The sequence below is a fragment of the Kitasatospora sp. NPDC041988 genome, assembly GCF_055588525.1.
In genome coordinates, this window is sequence record NZ_JBVJCO010000031.1 from 36,303 (window position 1) to 54,630 (window position 18,328).

The window sequence follows — 18,328 nt, forward strand, 5'->3', positions numbered from 1 at the left end:
GAAGATCCGGTTTCCGGCCCACGGCGGACAGGACAGGAGAACGGCGATGAACGACGAGGTCCAGGAGCTGAGGGAGCTGCTGCCCGGGGTCGAGGCGGCGGTGCGGGAGGTCGGCGCGCGGCTGACGGCGGTGCGCCCGGCCGAGCCGACCCCCGGGCGGACGGTCGCGGAGGCGATGGCGCACTTCGCCGACCTGGACGGCCCGGCCTCCGCCCACCTGCGGGCCCGGCTGGGCGAACTGCGGCCGCAGGCGGGCTGGGTGACGGACGAACTGGAGGGCGCGGTGCCGGCCGAGGGCGAGTGGTGGCTCTGCGACGCCACCGACGGCGCCGTGCAGTACCTGCTCGGCCAGCAGCAGTGGGCGGTCACCGCCACCCTGGTCCGGGACGGCGTCGCGGTACTGGCCGTGGTGCACGCGCCGGAGCTCGGCGGGCGGACGTACCGCGCGGTGCGGGGCGGCGGCGCCGAGCTGGACGGGCGGCCCGTCGCCCCGCTGGAGCGCGAGCTGCCGGTGGCCGTCGCCGGGACCAGCCAGCCGCCGCTGGTGGCCTCGGACCGGGTGGCGCTGCGCCGCGCGGGCGAGTCGCTGACGGCGGTGCTGGGCTCGGTGCTGGCAGTCCGCAACCTCGGGCCGACCTCGCTGCAGGTCGCCCAGGTCGGCTCCGGGCAGTTGACGCTGTTCTGGGAGTACGGGGCGGACGCGGGCAACCTGCTGCCGGGCGCGCTGATCGCGGCCGAGGCTGGCGCGACGGTGACGGACGCCGCCGGGGCGGCCTGGACGGCCGGCTCCGACAGCTTCCTCGCCGCCGCGCCCGGGCTGCACGGGGACGTGCTGAAGGTGCTGCGTTCGGTCGGGTGACCGCGCTGGCGTCAGCGGCCCGGGCAGGCTGAACCGCGTGGCCGTACCGGGGTCAGCGGCCGGCCAGGCCGAACAGCGTGGCCGCGTTGTCGTGGCAGACCGCGCGCAGCCACTCCTCCCCCAGGCCCAGCCGGTCCAGCGCCTCCAGCTGGTGCACGTACCGGTACGGGATGTTGGGGAAGTCGCTGCCGAGCAGGACGCGGTCCCGGAGGGCGCGCAGGCGCGGCAGTTCGGTGCGGGGGAACGGGTCGTCGGCCTCGACGAAGTCGGTGAACGCCATCGTGGTGTCCAGCCGGACGGACGGGTGCCTCTCGGCGAGGTCGAGGAAGTCGCGGTACTCGGACATGCCGAGGTGGGCGACCACCAGGACCAGCCCCGGGTGTCGGTCCAGCACCTCCCCGATCGGGCCGGGGCCGGTGAACTTGCCCGCCACCGGACCGGATCCGCAGTGGACGACCACCGGGGTGCCGGTCTCCGCGAGCAGCCCCCAGACCTCGTCCAGCCGGCGGTCCGTCGGGTCGTAGCCGCCGACCTGGAGGTGTGCCTTGAACACCCGGGCGCCGTCCTCGACCGCCCGCGCCACGTAGGACGGCGCCTCGGGCTCGGCGAAGAAGGTTGCGGTGTGCAGGCAGTCCGGGGTCCGGGCGGCGAAGTCGGCGGCCCAGGCGTTCAGCCAGGCGGCCATGCCGGGCTTGTGCGGGTACAGCATGGACGTGAACGCCCGGACGCCGAACTCCCTCAGCCGCTCGACGCGTTCGGCCTCGGCCTGGCGGTAGGTGATCGGCCAGGGGCGGTTGATGAGCGGGCCGGCCGCGTCGAAGTACGCCCACACCTTGTCGAGGACGTTCTTCGGCATGAAGTGGGTGTGCACGTCGATCAGGCCGGGCAGGCCGAGGCCCTGCCAGAAGGCGCGGACGTCCGCCGCCTCGTCGTCGCTCATGCGGGCACCGGGCGGGCGCGGTCGATGATCGCCCCGGCGTCGAGGCCGGAGGGCAGGGTGCCGAAGGCGGCGCCGTGGTCGCCGCCGAGGCGGGAGGCGCAGAAGGCATCCGCCACTGCCGGGTTGCCGTGGCGGACCAGCAGCGAGCCCTGGAAGGCCAGCGCCATCGACTCGACCAGCCGGCGCGTCCGGAACTCCATGTCGCTCAGGTCGGCGAGCTGCTTGCGGAGTTCGGCGACGGCGGCATCGAGCCGGCGGTCCGCGCCGGCGGCCGCGTCCAGCTCGCCGAGGAAGGCCTCGACGGTGTCCGGCCGCTTGGCCATGGCGCGCAGCGCGTCCAGGGCGGCGACGTTGCCGGAGCCCTCCCAGATCGAGACCAGCGGCGCCTCCCGGTAGAGCCGGGGCATGCCGGACTCCTCGACGTAGCCGTTGCCGCCCAGGCACTCCAGCGCCTCGGCCGCGTGCGCCGGACCGCGCTTGCAGACCCAGTACTTGGTGACGGCCAGCCCCAGGCGTCGTACCAGTGTCTCGGTCTCGTCCCCGGCGAGGGCCCGGTCAGTGGCTTGGGCCAGCCGCATCGCGACGATCGTGGCCGCCTCGGACTCCACCACCAGGTCGGCGAGCACGTTGCGCATCAACGGCTGGTCGACCAGCGCCCGGCCGAACGCGTGGCGGTGGACGGCGTGGTGGACGGCCCTGGTGGCGCCGAGGCGCATGCCGGAGGCGGCGCCGATGGTGCAGTCGAGGCGGGTCATGTTGACCATCTCGATGATGGTCGGGACGCCCCGGCCCTCCTCGCCGACCAGCCAGCCGACCGCGCCGTCGTACTCGATCTCGGCGGACGCGTTGGACTTGTTGCCCAGCTTGTCCTTGAGCCGCTGGAGGTGGAGGCGGTTGCGGCTGCCGTCCGGGAGGATGCGCGGCAGCATGAAGCAGCTGAGCCCGCCCGGCGCCTGGGCCAGCGTCAGGAAGAGGTCCGACATCGGCGCCGAGGTGAACCACTTGTGCCCGGTCAGCCGGTAGGTGCCGTCCGTGTGCGGGGTGGCGGTGGTGGTGTTGGTGCGGACGTCCGAGCCGCCCTGCTTCTCGGTCATCGACATGCCGGCGATCAGCCCGCGCTTGCCGTGCGGCTCGCGCAGACCGAAGTCGTACTCGGTGGCGGCCAGCAGCGGCTCCAACTCGGCCGCGAGGGCCGGGGTGGCGCGTAGGGCGGGCACGGCGGCGTACGTCATCGAGACCGGGCAGGTGTGGCCGGCCTCGACCTGGCCCCAGACGAAGAACTTGGCCGCGCGGGCGGCGTGCGCGCCCGGTCGGTCGTCACGCCAGGGCGCGGCGTGCAGGCCGTGGCCGACGGCGGTGCGCATCAGCTCGTGCCAGGCGGGGTGGAACTCGACCTCGTCGATCCGGTGGCCGAAGCGGTCGTGGGTGCGCAGCACGGGCGGGTTCTCGTTGGCCAACCGGCCCCACTCTGCGGCCTGTTCGGAGCCGGCCAGCCGGCCCAGTTCGTGCAGCTCCGGCTCGGCCCAGCCGGCGCCGGCCCGGTGCAGGGCGGCGAGCAGGGCCGGGTCGGCGGCGGTGTCGTGTCCGTACGGCAGGGGCACCTGGTTGGTGACCTCATGCGTCGCTGTCATCGCGTCCTCCCAGGGCACGCAGGGTGAAGGAGACCAGGGCGGGGACCACCTCGGGCGGGGTGTCCCCGGTAGCGGGTGTGTGGGCCTCGGCGAGCGGGCCGGCCAGGGCCTCGCCGACCGCGCCGACGATGCCGGCGGCCGTCAGCTCCGGGTCCTGCCCGGGCAGCCGGCCGGCCGCCACGGCAGCGGCGATCTCGGTGGCGATCACGTCGCGGAACGCCCGTCGGAACACCAGGCGTTCGGTGTCCACGACGGCGTCGGCCGGTTCGACCAGCAGCGCGTAGGCGAGCCGCGGCGCGCGCAGGGCGCGGGTGGCGAAGGTCTCGACGACGACGGCGATCCGCTGCTGCGGGGTCTCGCGGCGGGCGACGGCCTCGTTGACGGCGGCGATCTCGCGGGTGACCACCCGGCGGAACAGCTCGACGGACAACTCGGCCTTGTTGGCGAAGTGCTGGTAGAGGCTGCCGGTGGCGATCCCGGCCCGGTCCGCGACGGCCGCCATCGAGCAGCCTCCGTAGCCGCGCTCGGCGAGCAGCAGGACCGCGGCCTGGAGCACCGCCTCGCGTTGGGCGTCCAGGCGGGCTTGTACGGCGGGCGTGCGTCGGTAGGCCACGGAAGTATTGAAGCACCGATTCACTGCTTCGGGGAGGGGGCGCGGGGCGCTGTTTCCCCGGCCGGCCGCGTACCTGCGCGAAGGGGCCACCCGCCGGCGGCATGCCGGGCGGGTGGCCCCTCGTGGATCGTGCGGGCCGCCGCTACAGGCGGTGACGGACCGGCCGCTTGTAGCCGGTGACGGCCCCGCCGCCGCTACAGGCGGTGGTGGCCCGGCCGCCGCTACAGGCGGTGGTGCTCCAGCTTCAGACCCTCCTCGTCCAGCGGACCGAACGGCGGGATCTGGTGCGACTGGGCGAGCGAGCGGGCCGCAGCCGGGTCGGCCAGGCCGGCCCACTCCAGCACCTTCGCGGTCGCCTCGGTCGACTCCGCCGCCGGCAGCTTGCCGATGTTGGAGCCGTGGTTGCCGCCGGGCACGGTGTAGACGTAGCTGTCGTCACTGCCCCAGCCCAGCCGGAACGGCTCGGCGCCCCACGGGTCGTTCTGCCCGTAGACGAAGATGATCCGCTCGGCCGAGTGCTTCACCCAGCGGTCGATGTCGCGCATCGCGGACGGGTCGAAGCGCATCGGGATGCTCTTCGGCACGTAGGTGCGCGGCGAGTACAGCTCCTTGAAGTCGTAGTGCTGCAGACCCTTGAGGTGCGGGACCTCGAAGGTGGGCGAGCCCAGCTGGGTGCCCGCCTGGTAGTAGTACGCGGTGTACTTGGCGAGCGACTGGTCACTGTTGCCGGTGATGCCGGACTGGGCGTCGAACCACGCGTACAGCTGGTCGTCGGTGGCGGCGGCCCCCGGCGGGACGCTGGCGCAGTCCGCCTCGGAGCTGTACTGCCAGAACGCCCAGACCACGTCGAGCACGCCGGCCTCGTACGCCCGGTCGGCGCTGCCGGTGGTGGTGAAGGTCGAACCGGCGGCGGCGTTGTCGGCCACGTAACGGGCCTCCAGCCGGTCACGGCGGACCAGCAGCTCACGCTGCGCGGCGTCCAGCGCGGCACGGCACTCCGGGGTGCCGACGTTCTTGAAGAACTCGGTGTACGCGGAGTCCTCGCGGTTGTCGACGTCGTTCGGCGCGACGTAGGCGACGGTGCCGTCCACGTCCTCCGGGAAGAAGCGGCGGTGGTAGGTGGAGGACATGCCGCCCTTGCTGGCCCCGGTGGAGAGCCACGCACCGTGGTAGATCCGCTTGAGGGCGGTGATGATCCGGTGCGAGTCGGTGGCCGCCTGCTCGATGCCGGCCTTGGTCCAGTCGGCGGGCTCCGGGCGGGACGGCGTGAAGTAGCGGTACTCGATGGAGACCTGGTTGCCGTCGGTCAGCCGGGTCGGCTCCGTGCGCGACGGGTTGGTGCCCAGGGTGTAGCCGTTGGTGTAGAAGACCGTCGGGCGGTCGTAACCCCGGTGCAGCACGCTCAGCCGCTGCTGGAAGGTGCCCAGCCACGGCCGGACGTGGTCGATCGGCTGGGTGTAGGTGAGCAGGAGGTAGCGGTGGTCGGCGTCGGTGGGCTTCTCCTCGGTGACGGTCATCCCGGGGATCGCCGCCAGGCGGTCCTTGATGTCGGCCGAGGCGTCGTCGGCGACCGAGGCCCCGGCGCCGCGGGCATCCGGGCTGCCGGGCTCCCCCTGCGCGAACGCGGGCGTCGCCAGGCCGAGGCCGAGCATGGGTATCAGCAGAACGGCGACCAGCAGCCTTCTGAGCTTGGTGGACATCAACTCTCCATCGGGTCAACGGAACTGTTCGACACTCTCCGGCAGCCGGCGGCCGGCTGCCGGTCGGACGGCCGTCCGGTAGACGGCCGAGTGGGCCACCCGCCGATCGCGGATGGCCCACCGGGGAAAGACGTGCTGGTCAGGGGCGCGGCAGGGTGCAGCCGGGCAGGGTGAGGTCGAGACGGTTGCCGGCCGCGAAGCAGGCCGGGATGCCGTAGGTCTCCTGGGCGTAGTTGATGCCCTTGCGGACGGTCACCACGCCGCTCTGGTCCACCTCGCACGGGTTGTTGTCGGTGCAGCGCTGGCCGTCCTCGTTACCGGTGTTGTTCACGGCGACGACCTGGCCGGTGTTGACGTCGACCACGGGCGAACCGGAGGTACCGCCGATGGTGTTGCAGCTGGAGGTGTAGCGGACCGAGTCCTTCCAGGTCCAGGAACCCTCCTTCAGCCGGTAGACGAAGCCGTCGACCGAGCAGGAGTAGATCTTCTTCCAGTACCCGGAGACCACCTTGATCGAGGTGCCCTGCACCGGGTGGCTCGCCGCGATGGTCAGCGGGGCGATCCCGTAGCGCGACTGGATCGAGGCGTAGGTGGTGTTCAGCTGGTAGATCGACACATCGGTGTCGGTCATGGTCCCGTAGACCACCTTGGTCGCGCGCAGCGTCGCGACCTTGCCACCGGTGGAGTTGAGCAGCGAGAAGGTGCGGCTGGACGCCTGGTCGACCACGACCTCACCCGGACCGGGGAAGCCGCTCTCCAGGCAGTGACCGTTCGAGAGGACGAGCGCCGGGTCCGTGGCGGCCGAGCCGGGGAGCCGGACCAGCGAACCGGAACAGTTGCTGAGCGCCACCGTGCCGGCGAAGTTCACGGCGGCGGCCTTCGCCTGCGTGGTGACGTTCTCGGCGGCAGTGCCTTCGGCGGCGGCGCCTTCGAGGGTGGCGCCTTCGGCGGTGGCTGCTGTGGTCGCGGTGGAGGCTGCGGTGGTCGCGGCGGGGGCTGCGATTGCGGTGGGGGCTCCGGCGAGGGCGGTGGCCCCGGCGAGCAGGAGCGTGGTGAGCATGCCTATGAGCGGCTTCTTCATGAGAGACCTCTCGTCGTGGGGGTGCACCCAAAACTGGCGCGGACATGACGTGATGTCAAGAGTCCACCCACAACGGAGAGGCCGGACAGCCACAGCCCCCGACTACGTCAACTTCCTTCAGCTGCCCTGCCAGTGGCGACGACCGAGGCTGATCAGCCTCAGCTGGAGCCGGGCGGTGGCGGCGATGCGCCGCTCGCGGGCCGGGTCGGCCTCCTGGGCCTCCAGAAAGGCGGCAGCCGTGGAGACCATGTGGTCGACATACAACTCGGCCAGCATCCGCAGGTCCTCCCGGCTCCAGCCCTGCGACACCGGCTGGAGCGCGAGCGCCGCGCCCACCTCCTCGGCGAACCGCCCCAGCTCGGCGTCGATCGCCTCCCGCACCTGCCGCACGCCACCGTGCCGCTCGCGCGAAAGGAAACGCACATGCGCACGGTGTTCGCGGACGTGCTGCTCGATGACGTCCACCGTCCGGTCGATCAGCTCCTCGGCCCCGCCCGCCCCGGCGAGTACCGAGCGGACCATCACATGGAGGCTGGCGAGCGACTCCTCGACCAGCGCCACGCCGAGCGCGGCGAGGTCCGGGAAGTGACGGTAGAACGCGGCCGGCGAGAGCCCGGCAGCGCGGGTGACCTCCCGCACGCCGAGGCTCGCCAGGTTCTGGTCGGCCAGCAGGCCCAGCCCCGCATCCAGCAATGCGCGCCGACTCTGCTGCTTCTGGGCCTGTCTGGCCCCCACGGTGTGACTCACGTCATTCAGTAAACAAGTGTTTGCCGAAATTGGCCAGCCGGGCGTAGAGTGGCCGAGGATTCAGCGAACACTTGTAAACCCAAAGTTTCGCCGAGTGGCACCAGCACCTGTTCGCACCGTTCATCCGCACCGCCTGCTACCGGAAGGGCCCGCCATGATCCTGCTCACCGCCCTGGTCGCCCTGGGCGTCCTCGTCGGCGCCGCCGCCCACACCACGCTCCCGGTCTTCCTCACCGCCTCCGCCGCCATCGCTGCCTGGCTGCTCGCGTTCGGCGCCCGTGAGGGCATCGCCCGCCTGCGGCAGCGCTGAGCCGGCACACCCCCGCTCTTCGGCCTTCTCACCCTCCGGCCCCCGCGCCTCCTCGGAAGGACTCGCCGCCATCATGAGCACCGCTACGCACACCGCCACCGCCACCAGCACCAGCACCACGAGCAGCACGCCGCGCACCGTCCCGGGCGCGACGCGCCGTCACGCCACCGCCGAGGCCGACAACCTGGCTGTCGCCTCCTTCCTGCTCGGCCTGCCCGGCCTGCTGCTCTTCAACATCGTCCTCGGGCCGCTCGCCATCATCCTGGCCACGCTCGCCCTCGTTCGGGGCACCCGCCGCCGCGGGCGCGCCGTCCTGGGCCTGGTGCTCGGCGTCGCCGCCCTGGCCGTCCTCGTCGTCACCACCGCCGCCGACCACGGCGTGCTCTGGCAGATCGGCACCTGAACGGCATCTCCGGCACCGGGGCCGGGCACCCCGCGAACCGCCCGGGCCAGGGCCGGAACCGGGCCACTCGAACGACTGATCCAGCCAATCTGCGGCGCTACGCCCGTCCGTCCCCGTACTGTGGCGCTATCGGCCGGGTGACCGTATGGGGGCTGGAGTGACGACCGAGTACCAGAGTGACGCGCAGTCGGGACGGACGGGAGGGTCCGGAGGCCCCGGACGGGCAGGCCGACTGCTCGCCGTGAGCGACCTCCACGTCTCGTACCAGGAGAACCGGGACCTGGTGGAGAAGCTGGAACCCGACTCCCCCGACGACTGGCTGATCGTCGCCGGTGACATTGCCGAACTCACCACCTCCATCGAGTGGAGCCTGGGCCTGCTCGCCGAACGCTTCGCCCGCGTGATCTGGGCCCCCGGCAACCACGAGCTGTGGACCCACCCCGACGACCCGGTACAACTGCGCGGCGTCGCCCGCTACGAGCACCTGGTGGAACTCTGCCGCCGCCTCGGTGTCGTGACCCCCGAGGACCCGTACCCGGTCTGGGAGGGCGCCGGCGGACCGGTCGCCGTCGCACCGCTGTTCCTGCTGTACGACTACTCCTTCCGTGCGCCGGGGACGACCACTAAGGAGGAGTCCCTGGCCGCCGCCTACAGCAGCGGCGTGGTCTGCGCGGACGAGCGGATGCTCCACCCGGACCCGTTCCCCGACCTCGACTCCTGGTGCCGCGAACGTGTCCGGATCACCGAGGAGCGGCTCGCGGCCCACGACCCGGACCTGCCGCTGGTCCTGGTCAACCACTATCCGCTGGTCCGTCACCCCACCGAGGTCCTCTGGTACCCGGAGTTCGCCCAGTGGTGCGGCACCGAGCTGACGGCCGACTGGCACCGCCGCTTCAACACCGCCGCGATGATCTACGGCCATCTGCACATCCCCCGGGTGACCAACTACGACGGTGTCCGGTTCGAGGAGGTCTCGCTCGGCTACCCGCGCGAGTGGCACCGCCGCGGACTGCCGGACCCGCTGCTGCGGCAGGTGTTCCCGCAGGACGGGTGAAGTCCTGCGGGGCCTGCGGGTCCTGCGGGGCCGGCGGGACCTGCGGGTCCTGCGGGGCCGGCGGGGCCGGCGGGGCCGGCGATCCACCGGCTGAGGCCCACGAGTTGACGCCACTCCGTCCGGTCCGCTGCGCCTTTCTCCGTTTTCTCCGTACTCCGTCTCACTCCGTCGCGATCGCCCGGAGCACGTCCAGCCGCGCCGCCCGCCCTGCCGGACGGAGGCCGGCCACCGCGCCGGCCAGCAGCCCGGCCGCCAGCACCACCGCGAGCTGCCCCGGCGGTATCGCGAACGAGCCCGTCCCCGCGCTGTCCGAGGCGCGCACCAGCGCCCAGCCGAGGAAGGCCCCGAGGCCGAGCCCGCCCACCGTGCCGAAGGCGGCCACCAGCACCGACTCCCAGCGCACCATGCCCCGCAGCTGCGCCCTGGTCTGGCCGACCGCTCGCAGCAAGCCCAGCTCCCTGGTCCGCTCGTGCACGGCCAGCGTCAGCGTGTTGGCGATTCCGAGCAGCGCGATCAGCACCGCCAGCGCCAGCAGCGCGTAGACCACCGACAGCATCATGTCGACCCCTCCGGCGGCGCTCTCCGCGTACTCGTCCCGGTCCTGCACCTTCGGGTTCCCGAACGGGGCCGCGGCCTTCTCGACGGCGGCCTTGCCCGCGCCGAGCGCCACCCCGCTCTTCAGGCCGACGGCCACCATGGTGTCGGCGTCCTGGCCGCGGTGCGGGGCCCAGGCCTGGCGGGTTATCAGGTAGTCCCCGGCCAGCCCGCCGCCCTCGTACAGGGCGCGGATGGTGAACGGGCCGCTCGCGCCGTCCGTGAAGCCGACGGTGACGCTCTGGCCCAGCCGCCAGCCGTGCTGCTCGGCCTCGCTGCGCGAAACCGCCAGGCCGTCCGCGCCCAGGGTGTCGAGGGTGCCGTCGACCCTCCCGAGATCGACGATCCCGGCCAGCCGTGCCGGATCGGTGACGTCCAGCGTCCGCCCGTGGCCGTCGATCCGCGCGACGCCGCGGCCGAGGCCCACCGTCTGCCGGACCTCGGGCAGTTGGGCCAGGGTGTCGGCCAGCTTCGGGCTGACCCCGCTGCCGCCCGCGCCGAACGAGGGCGCGGTGACGGCGAGATCGCCGGCGAAGGACGAGCTCACCGTGGCGTCCAGGGTGGCCTTGATGGAGGCGCCGAACACCGTGAACAGGGTGACCACCGCGACGCCGATCATCAGGGCGCTCGCCGTGGCCGCCGTCCGGCGCGGATTACGGGCCGCGTTGCGCCGGGCCAGGGTGCCCGAGACCCCGCGCAGCCGGGGCAGCGGCGCGCCCAGCGTCCGGACCGCGAAGGCCGCGGCGACCGGGCCGAGCACCACGACGCCGGCCAGGACGGCCAGCGCCCCGACGGCGGTCAGCGTCACCGACGGCCCGTCGGTCGCGCCGACGGCCGCGGCCGGGACGCCGGCCGCGACCAGCAGCGCGCCGAGTGCCACCCGGACCCTGCCGGACCGCCCCTCGGCCGCCCGGTCCACCCCGGTGTCGCGCAACGCCGCCAGCGGCGCGGTGCGCCCGGCCCGGACGGCCGGCAGCAGCGCCGAACCCACCGCCACCACCGTGCCGACCAGCAGCGGCAGGACGACCGCGGCCGTGCTGATCACCATGCCGCCGGTCGGCAGTGAGAAGCCGAGCACCGAGAACAGCGCCTTGAGCCCCGCTGCCACCCCGATCCCGCCGACCAGCCCGCCGAGCGAGGCCAGCGCACCGACGGCCAGCGCCTCCGCCAGCGTCGCCCCGAGCACCTGGCCACGCACCGCGCCGAGCGCCCGCAGCAGGGCGTTCTCCCTCGTCCGCTGGGCGACCACGATGGCGAAGGTGTTGTGGATGGTGAAGGTCGCGACCAGCAGCGCGATCCCGGCGAAGACCAGCAGCAGCGTGGTGAACATGGTCAGGAACCGCCCCGACACCATCGCGGTGCTCTCCTGCGTGGCCGCCGCCCCGGTGACCGCCTCCACCCCGCCCGGCAGCTGCGGGGTGATCCGGGCCACCAGCTCACGCTGCGACAGCCCGCCCGCGGCCCGGAGCTGGATCGAGCCGGCCTGGCCGGCGCCCTTCGGCGTGAGGTAGCGCTCGGCGTCCCCGAAGGTCAGGGCGGTGAAGGTGCTCGGCCCCATCCCGTCGGCGCTGTCCCCGAAGGTCGCGATACCGACGATGGTGACCGTCACCGGGTCGGGGGTGCGCAGCACGGTGATGGAGCCGAGGTGCAGCCCGCCGGTCTTCGCCGCACCGCGGTTGATCACGGCCTCACCGGGCGCGGCGGGCACACGGCCCTCCGCCAGTTTGTACGGGTTGAGCCGGCTGTCACCGAGCCAGTTGCCCGCCAGGGTCGGCGGTCCCTGGCCGCCGATCGGCCTGCCGTCGCTGCCGACCAGCTGGCCCGCGCCCTGAACGGACGCCTCGGCGGCGGCCACCCCGGGGACGGCGCGCAGCCGGTCGACCAGCGCCGTGTCGACGGGTGCCCGGACGCCGCCGGGCGTACCCGGGGAATCCAGGACGTCGGCACTGCGGACCACCACGTCGGTTCCGGCGTTGGCGTCGGCGAACAGGGTGTCGAAGTTGGCCCGCAGGGTGTCGCCGAGCACCATCGTGCCGGTCAGGAAGCTCACCCCGAGCAGGATCGACAGGAAGGTGCCGACCAGGCGCCGTTTGTGTGCGCCCAGCGAGCGCAGGCTGAGCCGGACGGCGGCCGTCGTGGAGGTCATGACCGCCCCCGTTCGAAGGCCTTCATCCGGTCCAGCACCCCGCCTGCGGTGGGCCGCTCCATCCGGTCGACCAGACGGCCGTCGGCGAGGAACAACGCCTCGTCGGCGTGCCCCGCGGCCATCGGGTCGTGGGTGACCATGACGACCGCCTGCCCCATCTCGTTCACGGCGCGGCGCAGCAGCCCGAGCACCTCACCGCCGGTGCGGGAGTCGAGGTTCCCGGTCGGCTCGTCGGCGAAGACCACCTGCGGCCGCCCGGCGAGCGCCCGGGCCACCGCGACGCGCTGCTGCTGGCCGCCGGAGAGCTCGCTCGGGCGGTGGTGCAAGCGGTCGCCGAGGCCGACGACGTCGATCAGCGCGTCCAGCCAGGCCTGGTCGGGCGCGGCGCCGGCCAGGTCCAGCGGGAGGGTGATGTTCTCCCGGACGGTGAGCGTGGGCACCAGGTTGAACGCCTGGAAGACGAAGCCGATCCGCTCCCGGCGCAGCAGGGTGAGGCGCCGGTCGCCGAGCGAGCCCAGCTCGGTGTCACCGATGTAGGCGCTGCCGGCGGTGAGGGTGTCCAGCCCCGCCGCGCAGTGCATCAGGGTGGACTTGCCCGAGCCGGAGGGGCCCATGATCGCGGTGAACCGCCCGGCCGGGAACTCGACCGTGACGTGGTCGAGCGCCCGGACCTCGGTACCGCCGACGCCATAGATCTTGACGGCGTCGGCGACCCGCGCGGCGGTGCCGCGTACGACGTCGAGGGTGGTCACTTCCCGGCACCCCCTCGGTACTGCGCGCCGCCCTGCCCGGCGCCCTGCCCGCGGCGCGTCTCGGTCAGCACGGCCCGCTTGGCGCGGTACTCCTCGGCGTCGATGTCGCCCTCGGCGTAGCGGCGGCCCAGCACGGCCAGCGGGTGGTCCGGACCGGCTCCGCAGCCCCGGCGCCAGACCGTCCGGCGCAGGAGGACGATCACGAGGAACACCACGGCGGCCCAGGCCAGCGGGATCAGCAGGATCCAGGGGCCCGGCCAGTGCCCGTCGTGGTCGGCCAGCAGCGTGTACATGGTGGTTCATCTCCTCGGCGGTGGGCTTCAAGGACCTCGGGACGGTTCCCGAAGTGACTTGAGCGTCCCGCCGGAGGACCTACTCCCGCGTCCTCCGGGGAGCGGCAGTCGGGATACTCCCGCGGGAGTACGGACGGCCGCGCCGCAGGGGTTCGGGGAGTACGGAGCACACCTCGGACACCCGCGCGACACCTCGGGCAACGGGACCCACCTCAAGCACACACCGGGCAGCGCTTCGGGCACCCGGGACGCACCTCGGGCACCCGCGCCGCGTCCGGACCACCCGGCCTCAGCCCAGCCAACCCGGCCGGACCAGCCCCGACTCGTAGGCCAGAACGACGAGTTGCGCCCGGTCCCGCGCGCCGAGCTTCACCATGGCCCGGCTGACGTGCGTCTTCGCGGTCAGCGGGCTGACCACCAGCCGACGGGCGATGTCCTCGTTGGAGAGCCCCATGCCGACCAGCGCCAACACCTCCCGCTCCCGCTCGGTGAGCACGGAGATGTCCGTCAGGCCCGTCACCGCCGCCTCCGGCGCCTTGGAGCGGGCCGCGAACTCGCCGATCAGACGGCGCGTCACTCCCGGTGAGAGCAGTGCGTCGCCCGCGACCGCGACACGGACGGCACGGAGCAGTTCGGCCGGCTCGGTGTCCTTGACCAGGAACCCGGCCGCCCCCGAGCGGAGCGCCTCGAAGACGTACTCGTCCAGCTCGAAGGTGGTCAGCACGACCACCCGCACCTCGGCCAGCGCCGGGTCCGCGGCGATCCTGCGGGTCGCCTCCAGCCCGTCCATCCGGGGCATCCGGATGTCCATCAGGACGACGTCCGGCAGGAGTTCGCGGGCCAGCCGGATCGCGGCCTCGCCGTCGTCCGCCTCACCGACCACGGTGAGGTCGTCCTGCATGTCGAGCAGCGCCCGGAACCCGGCCCGCACCAGCAGCTGGTCGTCCGCCAGCAGTACCCGGATCACGCGCCCTCCCTCTCGCCGGTGGGCCGTGGCCCCTCATCCGTTGACTCCGGCCGCCCGCCGGTGGGCCGTGGCCCCTCACCTGCCGGCTCCGCCCGCTCGACCGTGGGACCCTGCCGCGTCGGCAGCACCGCCCGGACCCGGAACCCGCCCCCCGCCGACGGTGCCACCGGCCCCGCCGTGATGCTGCCGCCGAACGCGGCGACCCGCTCCCGCATCCCGGCCAGCCCGCTGCCCGTCCCGCCCGCGTCACCGAGCGAGGCCGGGCCCGGATCGTCGACGTCGACGACCAGGGCGTCGGGATCGGTCCAGTCCAGCACGACCACCGCCTGCCGGGCGATCGAATGCCTGATCACATTGGTCAGCGCCTCCTGGACGATCCGGAAGGCCGTCAGGTCGACGCCGGCGGACAGTGCACGCCGGGTGCCCGTCTCGTGCACCTCGACCTCCAGCCCGACCCTGTCCGCCTGCTCGGTCAGCTCGTCGAGCCGGTCCAGCCCGGGCGCCGGGCCGCGCGGCGCCGCCGCCCCGGGCGCGCGCAGCGTCCCGAGCACCTGGCGGACCTCGCCCAGCGCCTCCTTGCTGGTCGCCTTGATGGTGGTCAGCGCCGTCCGCGCCTGCTCCGGCCGGCTGTCGATCAGCGCGAGCGCGACCCCGGCCTGGATGTTGATCAGCGAGAGACTGTGCGCCAGGATGTCGTGCAACTCCCGGGCCATCCGCAGCCGTTCCTCGTCGGCCCGGCGCTGTGCCAGCTGCTGCTCGTACTCCCGGTGGGCGGCCATCTGCTCCCGCCGGAACCGCACGATCTCGGCGACCGACACCACCAGCAGCAGCCAGGCGATCAGCCCCAGCTCCTGCCACCAGGTGATCGTCGACGGAGCCGCGCGCTGCCAGTCGGCCGGCACCGCGAAGGTGACCAGCGCATGGACCAGGTAGACCCCGCCGAGCCCGGCCCAGGCGGCCCGGCGGTGCCCGGAGCCAACCGCCGCACAGCAGGCGATCACCCAGCTCAGGAAGACCGGCCCGTACGGGTACCCGGCGGTCAGGTACACCACGGTGACCAGCGAGGTGCCCGCGACCACCGCCACCGGCCGGCGGCGGCGCAACACCAGCAGTGCGGGCCCGAGCACCAGCAGGAAGTACCCGAAGGCGTCCAGCGGGACCCGCCCGCTCTGGTGCCGGCCCGCCGCGGTGGACCCCGCCACCTGGAGCACCGCGACCACGGCCGCAGCGGCCACCGGCCAGCCCGCCTTGGCGGCCCGCACCCACGGCGGGCGCCACGGCTCGGCATGCCCGCCCGGGGGCGTGCCGAACCGGCCCGGCGCGGGGTGCTCCCCCGGCGGCGGCCCGGAACGCGCCGACGGCGGCTGGGGTGTACGCGGCGTCATGCCCGGAAGGCTAGACCCCGCGCGCACCCCGCCGCGTCACCCGAGAGTTGCGGTTCGGGGGGGGCCCCCGGGGGGAAGGACCAAAAAAACCCCCCCCCCCCCCCCCCCCCCCCCCCCCCCCCCCCCTTTCCCCCCCTCCTCTCCCCCCCCCCCCCCCCCCCCCCCCCCCGATCCCGCCTCTCAACCCTCCGCCGCGGCCTTCGCCTCCGCCTCCTCGAAGGTCGCCGAGGACTCCGGCCGGGCCAGCGTCACCACCAGCTCCCCGTCGCTCACGCCCGCGATCAACGTGTCCCCCTCCTGCACAGTGCCGTCCAGCAGCAGGTTGGAGATCCGGTTGTCCAGCTCCGACTGGATGGTCCGGCGCAGCGGCCGGGCCCCGAACTCCGGCTGGTAGCCACGGTTCACCAGCCACTCCTTGGCGTCCTCGGTGACCTCCAGCTGCACGTCCTGCACCTTCAGCCGGCGCCGGCTGCGGTCCAGCATCAGGTCGACCACCTGGAGCAGGTCCTTGCGGGTGAGCGCGTGGAAGACGATCACCTCGTCGATCCGGTTGAGGAACTCCGGGCGGAACTGCGTCCGCAGGTCCCTCATCAGGTCGTCCTTGATCTCGTCGACGTCACCCGAATGGTCGAGGATCCGCTGCGAGCCGATGTTGCTGGTCATGATGACCACGGTGTTGCGGAAGTCGACGGTACGCCCCTGGGCGTCCGTCAGCCGCCCGTCGTCCAGCACCTGGAGCAGCAGGTTGAAGACGTCCGGGTGCGCCTTCTCCACCTCGTCGAAGAGCAGCACGCTGTACGGCTTGCGGCGGACCGCCTCGGTGAGCTGGCCGGCCTCGTCGTAACCGACGTACCCCGGAGGAGAGCCGACCAGGCGGGAGATGGTGTGCTTCTCCTGGAACTCGCTCATGTCGAAGCGGATCATCCGGTCCGGGTCGCCGAACAGCAGCTCCGCCAGCGCCTTGGCCAGCTCGGTCTTGCCGACGCCGGTCGGGCCGAGGAAGAGGAAGGAACCGGTCGGCCGGCCCGGGTCGCCCATCCCGGCCCGGCCACGCCGCACCGCCTGGGCGACCGCCGTCACCGCCTGGTCCTGCCCGATGACCTTCCGGTGGAGGTGCTCCTCCAGCTTGAGCAGGCGCTCGCGCTCGGTCGCGTTCAGCTCGGCGACCGGGATGCCCGTCCGCCGCGAGAGCACCTGCGCGATGTCGTCCGCGGTGACCTCGACGACCTCCTCGCGCCCCTCGGCGATCGCGGCCAGCTCGTCCTCGGTCTGCCGCAGCTCGGTCTTGAGGTTGGCCGCCCGCACGAACTCCTCGTCCGCGACCGCCTCCTCCAACTCCCGGCGTAGTTTGGTGATCCGGTCCTGCACCGGCATCGCCTTGGTGGAGCCGCTCAGACTGCGCAGCCGCACCCGCGCACCGGCCTGGTCGAGCAGGTCGATCGCCTTGTCCGGCAGGAAGCGGTCGCTGACGTACCGGTCGGAGAGGGTCGCGGCGGCGTCCAACGCCTCGTCGGTGAACCGCACCTGGTGGTGCGCCTCGTACGCGTCGCGCAGCCCCTGGAGGATCTCGATCGTCTCCTCGACGGTCGGCTCGGGCACCAGCACCGGCTGGAACCGCCGCTCCAGCGCGGCGTCCTTCTCGATGTGCTGGCGATACTCGTCCAGCGTGGTGGCGCCGACCACGCTCAGCTCGCCGCGGGCCAGGGCCGGCTTGAGGATGTTGCCCGCATCCATCGAACCCTCACCGCCGCCGCCCGCGCCCACCACGGTGTGCAGCTCGTCCAGGAAGAGGATCACGCTCTTCTCGGCCGCCGTGACCTCGTCGATCACGCTCTTCAGCCGCTCCTCGAACTCGCCCCGGTACTTGGAGCCGGCCACCAGCGCGGTGAGGTCGAGGGTGACCACACGCTTGTCCTTGAGGCTCTGCGGCACGTCCCCGGAGACGATCCGCTGCGCCAGCCCCTCGACGATCGCGGTCTTGCCGACGCCCGGCTCGCCGATCAGCACCGGGTTGTTCTTGGTCCGCCGGGAGAGGATCTCGACGGTCTGCTCGATCTCCTCGGCCCGCCCGACCACCGGGTCCAGCCGGCCGGACCTCGCCTCCTCGGTGAGGTCCCGGCCGTACTCGTCCAGGGTCGGCGTCTGGCTCGGATGCTCGCCGGTGCTGCTCCGTTCACCCCCCACCCCGTGCCCGTCCATCACCGTGCGCAGCGCCTCCCGCGAGGGCGCCGCGTTGCGCAGGGCCGTACCCGCGCCCGAACGCTCCTCCTCCAGCAGCGCGCCGAGGATGTGCTCCGGCCCGATGTAGGAGGCGCCCGCGGCCTGCGACCGGGCATGCGCGGCGAGCAGCGCGCGCTTGGCAGAAGGGGTCAGTGCGGGCCGCTCGTCCGCGTCGGCCTCCGCGTTCCCGGTGGGCAGCTCCCGGCTCAGGTCGTCGGCGAGCCGGTCCGGATCGACCCCGGCACGCTCCAGCATCCGGCGCGAAGGCTCCACCCGGGTGGCGGCCCAGACCAGATGCGCGGTGTCGAGATCCCTGCTCCCGTCCTCGGCGGCGCGCCGCGCGGCGAGCGCCAGCAGCTCCTGCGAGGACTCGCTCAGCAACCGCCCGATCGGCACCCGTTGCACCGCGGGCGGGGAGGCCAGCGGGCTCATGCCGAAGAACCGGCTGAGCAGATCGGAGAACGGATCGTTCGACCCGAACGGGGGCATCGTCACGGTGGATCACCTCTCCCAAGCGGTTTGAGCCCCACACAAACACAGGTGCCCGCCACCCGCCTCCCGGGACGATCCGACCGCCGGCCGGCCCGCCAAGCGGCCGCGTCACCCCGTCAGCACCACCTCAACGGCAGCCTC

16 protein-coding genes are annotated in these 18,328 nt (G+C 73.2%); 4 read left to right on the forward strand and 12 right to left on the reverse strand.

What is annotated here, in order from left to right; genetic code table 11:
• The first annotated feature begins 46 nt into the window (after nt 1-46).
• Complete coding sequence (locus tag ACZ6NC_RS27565) at nt 47-859, forward strand: inositol monophosphatase family protein (protein ID WP_465736454.1); 813 nt, start codon at nt 47-49, stop codon at nt 857-859.
• A gap of 52 nt (nt 860-911) precedes the next feature.
• Here ACZ6NC_RS27565 and ACZ6NC_RS27570 read toward each other — a convergent pair whose 3' ends face one another.
• The 6 genes from ACZ6NC_RS27570 to ACZ6NC_RS27595 all read right to left on the reverse strand — a co-directional run bounded on the left by ACZ6NC_RS27570 (nt 912) and on the right by ACZ6NC_RS27595 (nt 7,571).
• Nucleotides 912-1,799 (reverse strand): amidohydrolase family protein, encoded by an 888-nt coding sequence (locus ACZ6NC_RS27570; protein ID WP_465736455.1) that lies wholly within the window; start codon nt 1,797-1,799, stop codon nt 912-914.
• The gene (locus ACZ6NC_RS27575; RefSeq protein ID WP_465736456.1) at nt 1,796-3,430 is read right to left on the reverse strand and encodes an acyl-CoA dehydrogenase family protein; all 1,635 of its coding nucleotides are present in this window, start codon (nt 3,428-3,430) and stop codon (nt 1,796-1,798) included. The genes ACZ6NC_RS27570 and ACZ6NC_RS27575 overlap by 4 nt, the downstream gene beginning before the upstream one ends.
• The gene (locus tag ACZ6NC_RS27580; RefSeq protein WP_465736457.1) at nt 3,414-4,043 is read right to left on the reverse strand and encodes a TetR/AcrR family transcriptional regulator; all 630 of its coding nucleotides are present in this window, start codon (nt 4,041-4,043) and stop codon (nt 3,414-3,416) included. The genes ACZ6NC_RS27575 and ACZ6NC_RS27580 overlap by 17 nt, the downstream gene beginning before the upstream one ends.
• 221 nt (nt 4,044-4,264) lie before the next feature.
• The gene (locus ACZ6NC_RS27585; RefSeq protein WP_465736458.1) at nt 4,265-5,743 is read right to left on the reverse strand and encodes a S28 family serine protease; all 1,479 of its coding nucleotides are present in this window, start codon (nt 5,741-5,743) and stop codon (nt 4,265-4,267) included.
• 139 nt (nt 5,744-5,882) lie between these two features.
• Nucleotides 5,883-6,824: a S1 family peptidase gene (locus ACZ6NC_RS27590; protein ID WP_465736459.1), complete on the reverse strand. Its 942-nt coding sequence runs from the start codon at nt 6,822-6,824 to the stop codon at nt 5,883-5,885.
• A 117-nt stretch (nt 6,825-6,941) separates the two neighbouring features.
• Nucleotides 6,942-7,571 carry a TetR family transcriptional regulator gene (locus ACZ6NC_RS27595; RefSeq protein ID WP_465736460.1) on the reverse strand — a complete coding sequence of 210 codons (630 nt, stop codon included), beginning with the start codon at nt 7,569-7,571 and terminating at the stop codon, nt 6,942-6,944.
• A 154-nt stretch (nt 7,572-7,725) separates the two neighbouring features.
• Here ACZ6NC_RS27595 and ACZ6NC_RS27600 point away from each other — a divergent pair, with 154 nt between their 5' ends.
• The 3 genes from ACZ6NC_RS27600 to ACZ6NC_RS27610 all read left to right on the forward strand — a co-directional run bounded on the left by ACZ6NC_RS27600 (nt 7,726) and on the right by ACZ6NC_RS27610 (nt 9,338).
• The gene (locus ACZ6NC_RS27600; protein ID WP_465736461.1) at nt 7,726-7,881 is read left to right on the forward strand and encodes a hypothetical protein; all 156 of its coding nucleotides are present in this window, start codon (nt 7,726-7,728) and stop codon (nt 7,879-7,881) included.
• A gap of 73 nt (nt 7,882-7,954) precedes the next feature.
• Nucleotides 7,955-8,284, forward strand: coding sequence for a DUF4190 domain-containing protein (locus ACZ6NC_RS27605; RefSeq protein WP_465736462.1), 330 nt, complete (start codon nt 7,955-7,957; stop codon nt 8,282-8,284).
• Nucleotides 8,285-8,429: 145 nt separating this feature from the next.
• Complete coding sequence (locus ACZ6NC_RS27610; protein ID WP_465736463.1) at nt 8,430-9,338, forward strand: metallophosphoesterase family protein; 909 nt, start codon at nt 8,430-8,432, stop codon at nt 9,336-9,338.
• Between the two features lie 160 nt (nt 9,339-9,498).
• Here the strand turns inward: ACZ6NC_RS27610 and ACZ6NC_RS27615 are convergent, their stop codons facing one another.
• From ACZ6NC_RS27615 to ACZ6NC_RS27640, 6 genes are all read right to left on the reverse strand, one after another.
• Nucleotides 9,499-12,078: an ABC transporter permease gene (locus ACZ6NC_RS27615; protein ID WP_465736464.1), complete on the reverse strand. Its 2,580-nt coding sequence runs from the start codon at nt 12,076-12,078 to the stop codon at nt 9,499-9,501.
• On the reverse strand, nt 12,075-12,830 hold the full coding sequence (locus ACZ6NC_RS27620; RefSeq protein ID WP_465736465.1) for an ABC transporter ATP-binding protein: 756 nt from the start codon (nt 12,828-12,830) through the stop codon (nt 12,075-12,077). The genes ACZ6NC_RS27615 and ACZ6NC_RS27620 overlap by 4 nt, the downstream gene beginning before the upstream one ends.
• Nucleotides 12,827-13,123 (reverse strand): SHOCT domain-containing protein, encoded by a 297-nt coding sequence (locus ACZ6NC_RS27625; RefSeq protein ID WP_465736466.1) that lies wholly within the window; start codon nt 13,121-13,123, stop codon nt 12,827-12,829. Before ACZ6NC_RS27625 ends, ACZ6NC_RS27620 begins: the two co-directional genes overlap by 4 nt.
• Nucleotides 13,124-13,412: 289 nt before the next feature.
• Complete coding sequence (locus ACZ6NC_RS27630) at nt 13,413-14,090, reverse strand: response regulator (RefSeq protein WP_465736467.1); 678 nt, start codon at nt 14,088-14,090, stop codon at nt 13,413-13,415.
• Nucleotides 14,087-15,475, reverse strand: a complete 1,389-nt coding sequence (locus ACZ6NC_RS27635) for a sensor histidine kinase (protein ID WP_465736468.1) — start codon at nt 15,473-15,475, stop codon at nt 14,087-14,089. The genes ACZ6NC_RS27630 and ACZ6NC_RS27635 overlap by 4 nt, the downstream gene beginning before the upstream one ends.
• Nucleotides 15,476-15,655: 180 nt before the next feature.
• On the reverse strand, nt 15,656-18,184 hold the full coding sequence (locus ACZ6NC_RS27640; protein WP_465736515.1) for an ATP-dependent Clp protease ATP-binding subunit: 2,529 nt from the start codon (nt 18,182-18,184) through the stop codon (nt 15,656-15,658).
• Nucleotides 18,185-18,328: the final 144 nt, after the last annotated feature.

Coding starts and splice junctions, on each gene's coding strand:
- ACZ6NC_RS27565 (WP_465736454.1), top strand. CDS start 47: ATGAACGACGAGGTCCAGGAGCTGAGGGAGCTGCTGCCCGGGGTCGAG.
- ACZ6NC_RS27570 (WP_465736455.1), bottom strand. CDS start 1,799: ATGAGCGACGACGAGGCGGCGGACGTCCGCGCCTTCTGGCAGGGCCTC.
- ACZ6NC_RS27575 (WP_465736456.1), bottom strand. CDS start 3,430: ATGACAGCGACGCATGAGGTCACCAACCAGGTGCCCCTGCCGTACGGA.
- ACZ6NC_RS27585 (WP_465736458.1), bottom strand. CDS start 5,743: ATGTCCACCAAGCTCAGAAGGCTGCTGGTCGCCGTTCTGCTGATACCC.
- ACZ6NC_RS27590 (WP_465736459.1), bottom strand. CDS start 6,824: ATGAAGAAGCCGCTCATAGGCATGCTCACCACGCTCCTGCTCGCCGGG.
- ACZ6NC_RS27600 (WP_465736461.1), top strand. CDS start 7,726: ATGATCCTGCTCACCGCCCTGGTCGCCCTGGGCGTCCTCGTCGGCGCC.
- ACZ6NC_RS27605 (WP_465736462.1), top strand. CDS start 7,955: ATGAGCACCGCTACGCACACCGCCACCGCCACCAGCACCAGCACCACG.
- ACZ6NC_RS27610 (WP_465736463.1), top strand. CDS start 8,430: ATGGGGGCTGGAGTGACGACCGAGTACCAGAGTGACGCGCAGTCGGGA.
- ACZ6NC_RS27615 (WP_465736464.1), bottom strand. CDS start 12,078: ATGACCTCCACGACGGCCGCCGTCCGGCTCAGCCTGCGCTCGCTGGGC.
- ACZ6NC_RS27625 (WP_465736466.1), bottom strand. CDS start 13,123: ATGTACACGCTGCTGGCCGACCACGACGGGCACTGGCCGGGCCCCTGG.
- ACZ6NC_RS27635 (WP_465736468.1), bottom strand. CDS start 15,475: ATGACGCCGCGTACACCCCAGCCGCCGTCGGCGCGTTCCGGGCCGCCG.
- ACZ6NC_RS27640 (WP_465736515.1), bottom strand. CDS start 18,184: ATGCCCCCGTTCGGGTCGAACGATCCGTTCTCCGATCTGCTCAGCCGG.